Annotated in this window: 10 protein-coding genes; 4 read left to right on the top strand and 6 right to left on the bottom strand. The window is 63.9% G+C overall.

All coding sequences use genetic code 11. From position 1 onward, the window contains the following. On the top strand, positions 1-1,129 hold a 1,129-nt coding region (locus BraRD5C2_RS01145), incomplete at its 5' end, for a hypothetical protein (RefSeq protein WP_223966261.1). Between the two features lie 435 nt (positions 1,130-1,564). Here BraRD5C2_RS01145 and pyk read toward each other — a convergent pair. The 6 genes from pyk to BraRD5C2_RS01115 form a co-directional block, all read right to left on the bottom strand. Further along, the gene (pyk, locus tag BraRD5C2_RS01140) at positions 1,565-2,980 is read right to left on the bottom strand and encodes a pyruvate kinase (RefSeq protein ID WP_223966260.1); all 1,416 of its coding nucleotides are present in this window, start codon (positions 2,978-2,980) and stop codon (positions 1,565-1,567) included. A 3-nt stretch (positions 2,981-2,983) separates the two neighbouring features. Next, on the bottom strand, positions 2,984-4,279 hold the full coding sequence (locus BraRD5C2_RS01135) for a glycerate kinase type-2 family protein (RefSeq protein WP_223966259.1): 1,296 nt from the start codon (positions 4,277-4,279) through the stop codon (positions 2,984-2,986). Continuing rightward, complete coding sequence (gene oxlT, locus BraRD5C2_RS01130) at positions 4,269-5,588, bottom strand: oxalate/formate MFS antiporter (RefSeq protein ID WP_223966258.1); 1,320 nt, start codon at positions 5,586-5,588, stop codon at positions 4,269-4,271. Before oxlT ends, BraRD5C2_RS01135 begins: the two co-directional genes overlap by 11 nt. 63 nt (positions 5,589-5,651) lie before the next feature. Next, on the bottom strand, positions 5,652-6,434 hold the full coding sequence (locus tag BraRD5C2_RS01125) for a fumarylacetoacetate hydrolase family protein (RefSeq protein ID WP_223966257.1): 783 nt from the start codon (positions 6,432-6,434) through the stop codon (positions 5,652-5,654). Between the two features lie 5 nt (positions 6,435-6,439). Beyond that, positions 6,440-7,456: a 2-dehydropantoate 2-reductase gene (locus BraRD5C2_RS01120; protein WP_223966256.1), complete on the bottom strand. Its 1,017-nt coding sequence runs from the start codon at positions 7,454-7,456 to the stop codon at positions 6,440-6,442. A gap of 85 nt (positions 7,457-7,541) precedes the next feature. Then, a complete protein-coding gene (locus BraRD5C2_RS01115; RefSeq protein ID WP_223966253.1) occupies positions 7,542-7,955 on the bottom strand; it encodes a CBS domain-containing protein in 414 nt (137 codons plus the stop codon). Positions 7,956-8,202: 247 nt separating this feature from the next. On the opposite strand from BraRD5C2_RS01115, the gene BraRD5C2_RS01110 reads away from it, so the two are divergent. The 3 genes from BraRD5C2_RS01110 to hyi all read left to right on the top strand — a co-directional run bounded on the left by BraRD5C2_RS01110 (position 8,203) and on the right by hyi (position 11,848). Beyond that, the gene (locus BraRD5C2_RS01110; RefSeq protein ID WP_223966251.1) at positions 8,203-9,045 is read left to right on the top strand and encodes an IclR family transcriptional regulator; all 843 of its coding nucleotides are present in this window, start codon (positions 8,203-8,205) and stop codon (positions 9,043-9,045) included. A 191-nt stretch (positions 9,046-9,236) separates the two neighbouring features. Then, complete coding sequence (gene gcl / locus BraRD5C2_RS01105) at positions 9,237-11,024, top strand: glyoxylate carboligase (RefSeq protein WP_223966249.1); 1,788 nt, start codon at positions 9,237-9,239, stop codon at positions 11,022-11,024. A gap of 38 nt (positions 11,025-11,062) precedes the next feature. Then, the gene (hyi, locus tag BraRD5C2_RS01100) at positions 11,063-11,848 is read left to right on the top strand and encodes a hydroxypyruvate isomerase (RefSeq protein WP_223966247.1); all 786 of its coding nucleotides are present in this window, start codon (positions 11,063-11,065) and stop codon (positions 11,846-11,848) included. Positions 11,849-11,870 lie beyond the last annotated feature (22 nt).

Here is an 11,870-nt window from a genome sequence, read left to right as displayed (position 1 = left end):
CGTGTTCGGCCCCGGCGGTTCGACGCCCGATACGCTCTGGGTGAGGGCCAATGACGGCAGCATGTGGGGCGCCTGGCAGAGCTTTACGGCAACACCGGGCCCCGACACGGCCCCGGTGGTGACGGCACCGAACGTGGCCGCGGTTCACGGGCAGACGTCGGCGCTCGCCTCGAGCCTGTTCTCGGTCAGCGATGCCGAGCACGACACGATCACCCAGTACGCGTTGTGGGACACGCAAGGTAACGGACATTGGGCCATCAACGGCGTCGTCCAGGCCACCAACGCCGAGATCGATGTTTCGGCGGCGAACCTGACGCAGGTGAGCTACGTGTTCGGCCCGACCGGCTCGACGCCCGATACGCTCTGGGTGAAGGCCAATGACGGCAGCATGTGGAGCGCCTGGAAGAGCTTCACGGCCACCTCGGGGCCCGACCACCTTCCGGTCGTTTCGGCCTCGAACGTAGTGACGGTCTCCGGGCAGACGTTCGCCGCATCAAGCCTGTTCAGCGCCACGGACGCCGACGGCGATACCATCACGAAATATGCGCTGTGGGATTCCAACTCGAACGGGCACTGGAGCGTCAACGGCACATCGCAGCCCGTCAATACCGAGATCGACATCACTGCGGCGCAACTTTCCCAGACGACCTATCAGGCCGGCTCGGGTACGGATCAACTCTGGATCCGGGCCAATGACGGCATTGCGTGGGGAGCCTGGCAGCCCTTCAACGTGACGGGCGAGAGCGGCACCAATGCCACCATCGCATCGGGCAGCACCCTGGAATTGACCGGAACGTCGAATGCCACCGTGGCGTTCCAGGGTTCGACGGGGACGCTCAAGCTGGACAATTCCGCGAGCTTTGCCGGAACGGTCGCCGGGATGACCGGTTCGGATGCGATCGATTTCGCGAACATCAGTTTCGCGAACGTTCACACCCCGAGCTTCAGCGGAAACGCATCGGGCGGAACGCTCACGGTGACGGATGGCACCGTCACGGCGAGCATTGCGCTGCTGGGCAACTACATGGCCTCGACATTCGCGACCTCGAGTGACGGCCATGGTGGGACCCTGGTTGTCGATCCGCCGGCGACGCAGGTCAGCCAGCTGGCGCAGCCACAGCATGCGTGAGGCTGCAACGGTGAGGCATGTGGAGAGATCGCTGAGATAGGATGATCGTGGGGACCTGTTGCGGGTCCCCACAAAGCGTTTGTCGGAGCCGGATTGGAGAGCAACGGGCGGGCGTCAGCGGCGTCCTTCGCGGTCCTGCGGTCGCCATTTTTCCCTCATGGAGGGTGCCGATCGTCACGTGAACCTTTTGCCCAGTTGTGTAGACGTAATGGCTACCGGGATTTTGCATTTCCTTCCTGGGGCTAGAGCCGACGCCGTCCGCATGCATTTTAAGCGGGCGGTGTTGTGCTGATCTGAACCACCGCCCCGTCGCAGTATCCTGCTCCCGCGCGCGGAGGCGGCCTATGAAGCGTATGCCCACGAGCGAAGCGATCATCACCGTCGCCTTGTTGGTGATATTCGCGCTCGTGATCTGGTTTGGCGCAATGCCGTGAGTCAGGGAAGCGACACGACTCGCAGGTTGTTGGTGCTTCCCGCCTGCCCAAAGGGAATGCCGGCGACGACGACCAGCAGGTCGCGGCTTGATGCAAACTGCTCGGCATGCGCGAGAGCCGTCGCGCGCTCCACCATCTCCTCATAACTCCCGACGTCATCGGAAAGAACGCTGTGCGCGCCCCAGAGCAGGCACAGGCGCCGCGACACTTCGCGGCTCGGGGTGATGGCGAGGATCGGCAGGCTCGGCCGCTTGCGCGCGACGCGTGCGGCCGTGGTGCCGCTCGAGGTGTAGGCCACGATGGCCGCGGCGTGAATCACGGAGGCAAGGTCGGCAGCGGCCGTTGCAACCGCATGCGGCGGCGTTTGCTCTTCGCCGGGCTGGGTCGCCTCGACGATCGAGCGGTACATCTTGTGCTGCTCCGTGCTGCGGATGATGCGATCCATCATCTCGACGGCCTCGCGCGGATATCGCCCCGTCGCGGATTCCGCCGACAGCATCACTGCGTCAGCGCCATCATAGATCGCGGTCGCAACGTCGGAGACTTCCGCACGGGTCGGTGTCGGCGCGGCGACCATCGAGTCCAGCATTTGCGTGGCGACGATCACGGGCTTCACCGCGAGACGGCACGCCCGCACCAACTCCTTCTGACGCCCCGGCACGTCCTCATGCGGAATTTCGACGCCGAGGTCACCCCGCGCCACCATGATGGCGTCGCACAACTGGATGATGTCGTCGATCCGCTCGAGCGCCGCCGGCTTCTCGATCTTGGCCATCAGACCGGCGCGGTCGCCGACCAGACTTCTCGCCTCGATGATATCGGAGGGCTTCTGCACGAACGACAGGGCGACCCAATCGACGCCGAGGTTCAGGCCGAACTCCAGATCGAGGCGGTCCTTGGCGGTGAGCGGCGACAGATCGAGCACAGTCCCCGGCAGATTGACGCCCTTGTGGTTCGAGATCGTGCCGCCGACGATCACCTTGGCTTCGATGAAATCGTCGCCGAGGCCGGCGACGCGAACCCGGACCCTGCCGTCGTCGATCAGAAGGTCGTGGCCGGGGGCAACGGCGGCAAAGATTTCCCGATGCGGCAGCGGAATTGACGTTCGCTCGCCCTCCGATCCGGACAGCACGAACCGGATGGTCTCGCCGGACGCCACCACAATCTTGCCATCGCGCAAGGTGCCGACGCGGATTTTCGGACCCTGGAGGTCCATCAGAATGCCGATCGGCCGGTTGACTTCCTGTTCCAGCTTTCGGATCGCGGCGTGGATGGTTGCGTGGTCGCTCTGGGTTCCGTGGCTGAAGTTGAGACGGAACGTATCGACGCCGGCCAGCAGCAGCGCCTTGAGCATCTCGGGGGAACTGCTGGCGGGGCCGACGGTCGCGACGATCTTGGCCCGTCGATGACGACGCATGGGTTACCTCATGGCTGGCTTGCCGGCCGCAATCAGCACGGCGCGGATATCGTTGACATTGGTAAGCGTTGGCCCGGTGCGCACGAGGTCTCCAAGGCGGTCGAAGAACGTGTAGCTGTCATGGGCTGCCAGATAGGCCCGCGCGTCGAGGCGATTGGCGGCGGCGCGCCGCAGGGTATCCGGACTGATCAAAGCTCCAGCCGCATCTTCCGTTCCATCTATACCATCGCTGTCTCCCGCAATCGCCCAGATATCGGATGTACCGGACAAAGCGATGACAAGCCCCAGCAGGAATTCGGTGTTGCGGCCGCCGCGGCCCGCCGGCCCGCGTCCGATCGTCACCGTCGTCTCGCCGCCGGAGAGTAGCACGGCAGGGGCAGGGCCGGGTTGCCCATGCCCCGCGACCGACCGGGCGATGCCCGCCATCACGGTTCCAAGTTCGCGTGCCTCGCCTTCGATCGCATCGCCAAGAATGATCGGGGTCAGGCCTTCATCCCGCGCTACCTTTGCCGCAGCGTCGAGCGCGTGGATCGGTGCGGCAAGGATGCGGACATCGGCGTCGATCTCGCCGGGTTTTGGGGTCTCGTCGGCTCGCGCAAGCACAAGCCGCGCCGCGTCCGGCAGGTCGATTGCAAACCGGCTCACGATCTCCTGCGCATCGGCTTTTGTGCTGCTGTCCGGCAGCGAGGGACCGGAGCCGATCGCTGTGGGATCGTCGCCGGGAATATCCGAGATCACAAGCGTCGCGACGTGGGCGGGGTGGGCTGCGAGCGCCAGCCGTCCACCCTTGATCGCGGACAGATGTTTGCGGACGACGTTCATCTCGGCAATCGTTGCGCCGCTTGCAAGGAGGGCACGGTTGACCGCCTGCTTGTCGGCGAGGGTCATCGGGGATGCAGGAAGCGTCATCAGCGCCGAGCCTCCGCCGGACATCAGGGCGATGACGAGATCATCCGCTGAAAGTCCCTGAACGGCGCTGAGCATGCGAAGGGCGGCCGTCTCGCTCGTGTCGTCAGGCACGGGGTGAGACGCCTCGAGCACTTCGATGCGGCCCGCGGGAACTGAATGACCGTGGCGCGTCACGACGACGCCTGAAAGGTCGACATCAGGCCAGGCCGCGTCGAGGCCTGCGGCCATCGCCGCCGAAGCCTTGCCGGCGCCGACGACGATGCATCTGCCCTTCGGCTTTGCCGGCAGGGCGCGCGCGATGGTCAGCCTCGGATCGCAGCCGGCGATGGCAGCATCGAAGATCTTCCGCAGCGCCGTCCGCGCCCGCAGGTCCGTCCAATCAGTGTTCAATCGCCGCGCTCCGGCCAGGTGCAGGCGCGATCGCGGCCTTTGCCGTCGTCTCACTGCCGAGAATGAAGGCGCGCCGCATCGGCTTGATCACCAGCAAGGCGGTCAGGGCTGCGGTGGCATTGAGCGCAACCGCGACGATGAACACGGCCTGCCAGCCGAGCTGCGTGGAAATGATGCTCGCGAGCGGCACGAGCAGCGCCGCGGTGCCCTTCGCTGTGTAGAGCATGCCGTTGTTGGTGGTCGCGTATTTGGCGCCGAACGTGTCGCCCGAGGTCGCTGGAAACAGGCTGTAGATTTCGCCGAAGACGCCGAAATAGACCGCCGTGGCCAGCACGAAGACAACCGGAATGTGGCCGTAGGTCGACAGCGTCAGCAACATCAGTGCCGCAGTCGCGAACGCAATGAACATCGTGTGCTCGCGGCCGATCGTGTCGGAGACCCAGCCGAAGAACGGACGGCCGAACCCGTCGAACACACGATCGAGCGAGATGGCAAAGGTCAGCGCCGCCATCTGGAAGCCCGCCAAGGTGACCGGCGTATCCGCGATCTTGAAGTCGTGGGCGATCGGCCCGATTTGCGCGGCGGTCATCAACCCGCCGGAAGCCACCATGACGAACACCAGGTACATGACCCAGAAGATCGGCGTGCGCAGGACCTGCGGCGGCGTGTAGTCGATTGCGCTCTGCGGCAGATTGAGCTGCTTCTTCCTGGGAGCCTCGACGCCATGCGGCGGGCGGACGAACCAGGCCAGCAGGAGAACGATCAGGCCTTGCCCGATACCGAACGTCAGGAAGGTGCTCTGGTAGCCACTCGTGGCAATCATGTTGGCGATCGGCACGACGGTGAGGGCTGCGCCGGCGCCGAATCCCGCGGCGGTCGCGCCTGCGGCGAGGCCGCGCCGGTCCGGAAACCATTTCAGCGCGTTGCCCACGCACGTGCCGTAGACGGCACCGGCACCGATGCCCGCGACAATAGCCGCCGCATAGAGCATGACGAGCGAAGAGGCGTATGAGTTCAGCACCCAGGCCAATCCGATCATCAGCCCGCCGAACGTGATGACGATGCGCGGGCCGTATTTGTCGACGAACCAGGCTTCGACCGGCACAAGCCATGTCTCCGTCATCACGAAAATCGTGAAGGCGAGCTGGATGGCCGGACGACCCCAGTGATATTTCGCGTCAATCGGATCGACGAACAGCGTCCAACCGTATTGCAGGTTGGCGATCATCGCCATGCAGACGATGCCGATCGCGAGCTGGAACCAGCGGAAGCCGCCGGGCGACGATACCGGTTTCGTGCTGGAGATCATGTGCGCTCCCAAGAGAGGTTGGTCGGTTGGTCCGACTGCGTCGGGCTGTCGTCCTGACGCTGCCTACTGACGAAATTCGTTGGTCAACTCACCGATTCCGTCGATCGCGACGGTGACGGTATTGACCGGCTCCTTCATCACTCCGACGCCGATCGATGTCCCGCAGCAGATCAGGTCGCCCGGCAACAGCGTCATGTCGTGCGAGATCTTGCTGACCAGCGCCTGCGCGCTGAAGATCATGTCCGCGATCGGGTAGTTCTGACGCTCGACGCCGTTGAGGATGGTGCGCACCACCAGGCGTGCGGGGTCGACGCCCGAGGCAATCACCGGACCGAACGGGCCATATCCGTCAAAACCCTTGGCCCGCGCCCATTGCGGGAAGGTCGGGTCGCGATTGAGGATGTCGGCCGCGGTGACGTCGTTGGTGCAGGTATAACCGAAGATGAAGCCGTCGGCCTGTTCGGGGGTGACGGCCGTGCAGCTCTTGCCGATGACGATGCCGAGCTCGCCTTCGTAGGTCGTCTTGCCATCGTAGCCGGGGGGACGCGTGATGACGGCGCCAGGCGCGGTCACGCTGGTTTGGGCTTTCAACAAATACAGCGGTTCGGCCGGCTCAGGTGATTTCAGCTTCGCCGCCAGCGCGTGGAAATTATTCCAGAGCGCGACGATCTTGCTCGGCTCGGTGGGCGCGAGCAGCTCGACATCGTCAAGCGCCAGCGTCTGTCCGGTCGGTCGCGTCTCGCCGAACATCTCGCCCGTGTTCACGGAGATGCCGGACGGGGTGAGTTGCCCGAAGCCGATTTCGGCATGGTGGCGGAAGCGGACCCAGCGCGTCACATTGGCCATCGTGATTACGCCACCGCAAGCGATTGGGCTTCGACGCCGGCTGCCCCGTCATAGAGGCCTGCCAGTCTGGTGCGCTGCGCGACCAGCGCCAGCACCGCATCGAGCGCGGGCGTCGCAATTCCCGTCATCCGGCCCATCTCCTGCACCACGGTGATCAGCGGATCGATCTCGACGGGACGTCCGCGCTCGAGATCCTGCAGCATCGAGGTCTTGTGCGCGCCGACCTTGCGTGCGCCCTCGATGCGGCGTTCGACATCGACCCGGAACTTGACGCCGAGGCTTTCCGCGATCGCCTGGGCCTCCAGCATGATCGCCCTGGACAGTGCGCGCGTGCCGGGATTGGTGCAGATCACGTCGAGGGTCGCGTGGGTGAGGGCGCTGATCGGATTGAAGCAGACATTGCCCCACAGCTTGAGCCAGATCTCGTCGCGAATGCGGTCGAGAACCGGCGCCTTCATGCCCGCCGCCGTGAACAGGGCGGCAAGCCGCTCGACATCAGGTGTGATCTCGCCGGAGGGTTCGCCGAGCGGAAAGCTGTTGCCGTAGACGTGGCGGATCACGCCGGGCGCCTCGATTTCGGTGGCGGGATAGACCACGCAGCCGATGGCGCGCGCGGGATCGAGCTCGTTCCACTGCCGACCGCCGGGATCGATGCTCTCCAGCGCCGATCCTTCGTGCCGTCCGCCGTGCTTGTAGAAATACCAATAGGGAATGCCGTTGACGGCGGTGACGATGCGGGTCCGCTCACCGAGCAGCGGCCGCATCGGTTCGATGACGCCGGTGATCGAATGCGCCTTGAGGCAGATGATGACGAAATCCTGTTCGCCGAGTTCGGCGGGATTATCGGTACAGCGGGGATGCACCACGCGCTCCTCGTCGCCGATCAGGAGTTTCAAGCCGTTCTGTCGCATCGCGGCGAGGTGCGCGCCCCGCGCGACCAGGCTGACATCGGCGCCAGCGCGCATAAATTCGACACCGAGATAGCCGCCGATGGCGCCGGCGCCGTAGATGCAGATATTCATGAAATCCTCGCGAGCAGAGTGGGGGCACAGCATGAGCCGCAACGGCTCGAACCGGGTTGCGTGGCAATGGCCTTGGGAAAATCCGTCAGGCTGCGCAGGCGGCTTCCTCCAGGGCAAAGCCGATGTCCCGCATGCTCACGACGCCGACCAGCCGGCCGTTGTCGATGACGGGGATATGGCGGATGTCGTGACGGACCATCAGACGCTCGACATCGGTGAGCGCATCCTGCGAAGTGCAGGACACCAGCGGCCGTGGCGAAATGAACTGCGCGACTTTCGCGGCGAGGCCACCCGTGCCGCGCTCGGCGATCACGGCGACCACATCGCGCTCGCTGAACATCCCGACCACGGCGGCGTCGACGCTGCGCGAGCCGTTCCTGACCACCAGTGCGCCGACATTGCTCGCGTACAACAGGTTCGCGGCAATGCTTACGGTTTCGCTCGAGCCGATCGTCACCACGTGCGCACTATTGGTGCGAAGGATGTCCCCGACGTACATGGTATGGTCCTCCCGGTTGCATCATTGGATCGTTAAGAAACAATCGTGGTATACATTATCCCAGAAGTCAAACAAAAGAATCGACGTGTTCTGAAAGAAAATGGCAAAAATACTTACCTATTCTTGCTTATTCTCGAATTCTGCAACCTTGACTCAGGGGTCTTTTGGTATGCCATATGCCAATTGTGACGCTCGTTATCGGCGAGCAATTTCGTTCTGAACCGCAACCGGTTAGGGGCAGGTCGTGATGAAAAGAGAGCCGATCCGGCGCAAGCCGTCCGATCCCGATCTTCGCGCTCCGTCGGATCAGGACGCGCGAGACGGCGGCGTTCAATCTGTCGATCGCGCGATGCAAATCATGGAAGCGCTTGCAGAGGATGACGAAGGCTATCGGCTGACCGATCTTGCGATCCGCATCGGCTTGCCGCCGTCGACGGCCCATCGGCTGCTGACGACTCTGGAGAATCGCAGGTTCGTGCAGTTCGACCGCGATGAGTCGAAGTGGCATATCGGCGCGCAAAGCTTCGTGGTCGGCTCGACGTTCATGCGTCGGCGCAATTTTTCCGCGCGGGCATTGCCCTATCTGCGCAAGCTGCGCGACCAGACCAGGGAAACGGCCAATCTTGCCGTCGTCGATGACGACTCCATCATCGTCGTATCCCGTATCGAGAGCCGGGAGATCATGCGCTCGCTGACCAAGGTCGGCGGACGTGTGGCGTTGATCGCGTCGGGCGTGGGGAAGGCGGTGCTGGCCGCGTATTCCGATGCGGACATCAACGCGATCATTCGCCGTCGCGGCATGCCGCGCCTGACGGAGAAGTCGATCATTCGGCCGGGCGAGCTGTTCAGGGAATTGGAGACCGTGCGACGCCAGGGCTATGCGGTGGACGATGAAGAGGCGCGGCTCGGCCTGCGCTGCGTGGCTGCGGTGGTCTTCAACGATTGCAGCGAGCCGTTCGCCGCGGTTTCGGTATCGGGGATGGCGGATCGGCTGACGGACGAGCGCTTGCCGGAGATCGGCGCCATCGTGCACCAGATCGCAGCCGAGCTCTCGGCAGAGCTTCGCGGCAGCAGCCGCACGCAACCGTAGCAGGCGCAAGGCCTGCTGCTGTTCTCGGCTTTGCCGGTTTCCATTGTTTCGCAGGCGCTAATCTCCTGGAGAGATGCAAGAAATCGCAAGCGCTGCCACTGTGCGGAAAATCCAATCGATTGCGTTGAGATCGATGATCGCGGGCCTGATGATCATGCTCAGGCCAACTCATAGCGAAGCGGGATCATCAGATGAAGATGCGAGCAATCGATGCAGCAGTGCGCATTCTTGAACGCGAGGGGATCACTTGTGCGTTCGGCGTTCCCGGCGCCGCGATCAACCCGCTTTACTCCGCGCTGAAGCGCAACGGCTCGATCCGGCACATTCTGGCGCGCCATGTCGAAGGCGCCTCGCATATGGCGGAAGGCTATACCAGGGCGAAGGCGGGCAATATCGGCGTTTGCATCGGCACCTCGGGCCCGGCCGGAACCGACATGATCACCGGCCTCTATTCGGCGATCGCGGATTCGATTCCGATCCTCTGCATCACCGGTCAGGCGCCGCGGGCGCGGCTCTACAAGGAAGATTTCCAGGCCGTCGACATCGAGGCGATCGCAAAGCCGGTGACGAAATGGGCCGTCACCGTGCGCGAGCCGGCGCTGGTGCCGCGCGTGTTCAGCCAGGCCTTCCATATCATGCGGTCGGGGCGGCCGGGACCGGTGCTGATCGATCTTCCCCTCGACGTGCAACTGGCCGAGATCGAGTTCGACGACGAGACCTATTCGCCGCTGCCGGTCTACAAGCCTGTGGCGACGCGCAAGCAGATCGAGAAAGCGCTCGAGATGCTCAACGCCGCGGAACGGCCGCTGATCGTGGCCGGGGGCGGGGTGATCAACGCCGATGCATCTGAGCTCCTGGTCGCCTTTGCCGAAGCGGTCAACGTTCCGGTCGTCCCGACGCTGATGGCGTGGGGCGCCATTCCTGACGATCACGCGCTGATGGCCGGCATGGTTGGCCTGCAGACCAGCCACCGCTACGCTAACGCCACGATGCTCGAATCCGATTTCGTGCTCGGCATCGGAAACCGCTGGGCCAATCGGCATACCGGCTCGATCGAGACCTACACCAAGGGTCGCAAATTCGTCCATGTCGACATCGAGCCGACCCAGATCGGACGGGTCTTCAATCCGGACCTCGGCATCGTGTCGGACGCCAAGGCTGCGCTGGAAATGTTCGTGAACGTCGCCCGCGAGTGGCGGAAGTCCGGCAAGCTGCGCGATCGGCAGGCCTGGCCCGCAGCCTGTCGCGACCGCAAGCGCTCGATGCTGCGCAAGAGCCACTTCGATAACATCCCGATCAAGCCGCAGCGCGTCTACGAGGAAATGAACAAGGCCTTCAGCCGCGACACCTGCTACGTGACGGTGATTGGATTGTCGCAGATCGCGGGTGCCCAGTTCCTCAACGTCTATCAGCCGCGCAACTGGATCAACGCCGGGCAGGCCGGTCCGCTTGGCTGGACGCTGCCCGCCGCGCTCGGCGTGCGCGCCGCCGATCCCGGCCGCGACATCGTCGCGCTGTCGGGTGACTACGACTTCCAGTTCCTGATCGAGGAGCTCGCGGTCGGGGCGCAGTTCAATCTGCCCTACATCCACGTCGTCGTGAACAATTCATATCTCGGGCTAATCCGGCAGGCGCAGCGCGGCTTCGACATGGACTATCAAGTCCAACTGTCGTTCGAGAACATCAACGCACCCGAGATCGGCGTCTACGGTGTCGACCACGTGACCGTCGCGGAGGGGCTCGGCTGCAAGGCGATCCGTGTGACGGATCCGAACGAGGCACAGGCCGCGTTCGCGACCGCGCGCGAGCTGATGGCCAAGCACCGGGTGCCCGTGGTGGTGGAGTTCATTCTCGAGCGGGTCACCAACATCGCGATGGGAACGGAGATCGACAACATCGTCGAATTCGAGGAGGTGCTCGATCTCCCGCTCGATGACGTGCCGAGCGCACAACGATCCGGCACGCTGTTGCCGGCCTGACGACATCATCCAGCGCTGCCCCAAGCGGAGATAGACCCGTGCCTCAGTTTGCCGCCAATCTCACCATGCTCTTCAACGAGCTGCCGTTCCTCGATCGGTTCGCCGCCGCCAAGGCCGCCGGCTTCAACGCCGTCGAGTATCTCTTTCCATACGACTTCGAAAAGGGCGCGTTGCGCGAGGAGTTGGCGCGCTGTGGGCTGACCCAGGTGCTGCACAATCTTCCGGCGGGCAATTGGGCCGCCGGCGAGCGGGGCATTGCGATCCTGCGCAACCGTGTCGATGAATTTCGCGACGGCGTGGTGCGCGCGATCGACTACGCGAAGGCGCTGGATTGCCGGCAGCTGAACTGCCTGGTCGGCTCCGCTCCCGCCGGTGCGGACGCGGCAGACCTGCGCGAGACCCTGGTGTCCAATCTGCGCTTCGCCGCCGCCGCGCTCGGCCAGCATGGCATCAAGCTCCTGATCGAACCGATCAACACAATCGATATTCCCGGCTTCTTCCTGAACGGCACTGAACAGGCGGTGCAGCTCATTTCCGACGTGGGCTCATCCAATTTGTTCATCCAGTACGACATCTATCACATGCAGATCATGGAAGGTGATCTGGCGCGGACCCTGCAAAAGCATCTCGACCGGATCGCGCATGTCCAGCTCGCCGACAATCCTGGCCGGAACGAGCCGGGGACCGGCGAGATCAACTATCCCCATTTGTTCAAGCATCTCGACAGCATCGGATATCGCGGCTGGATCGGATGCGAATACAAGCCGCGGACGACCACGCTCGAGAGCCTCGCCTGGCACGCCGCGCAGACCTTCGTGACCTAGAGCTGTTTCCGTTCCGATCGAA

Origin of the sequence: Bradyrhizobium sp. RD5-C2, assembly GCF_019972155.1 — a bacterium.
GTDB lineage: Bacteria > Pseudomonadota > Alphaproteobacteria > Rhizobiales > Xanthobacteraceae > Bradyrhizobium.
The sequence above is the reverse complement of the archived record's forward strand: the minus strand, read 5'-3'. Positions and strand labels throughout refer to the sequence as shown.

Bases quoted from the DNA above. Each gene is read 5' to 3' on its own strand.
- pyk (WP_223966260.1), bottom strand. From the start codon at position 2,980: ATGCGTCGTCATCGACGGGCCAAGATCGTCGCGACCGTCGGCCCCGCC.
- oxlT (WP_223966258.1), bottom strand. From the start codon at position 5,588: ATGATCTCCAGCACGAAACCGGTATCGTCGCCCGGCGGCTTCCGCTGG.
- BraRD5C2_RS01125 (WP_223966257.1), bottom strand. From the start codon at position 6,434: ATGGCCAATGTGACGCGCTGGGTCCGCTTCCGCCACCATGCCGAAATC.
- BraRD5C2_RS01120 (WP_223966256.1), bottom strand. From the start codon at position 7,456: ATGAATATCTGCATCTACGGCGCCGGCGCCATCGGCGGCTATCTCGGT.
- BraRD5C2_RS01115 (WP_223966253.1), bottom strand. From the start codon at position 7,955: ATGTACGTCGGGGACATCCTTCGCACCAATAGTGCGCACGTGGTGACG.
- BraRD5C2_RS01110 (WP_223966251.1), top strand. From the start codon at position 8,203: ATGAAAAGAGAGCCGATCCGGCGCAAGCCGTCCGATCCCGATCTTCGC.
- gcl (WP_223966249.1), top strand. From the start codon at position 9,237: ATGAAGATGCGAGCAATCGATGCAGCAGTGCGCATTCTTGAACGCGAG.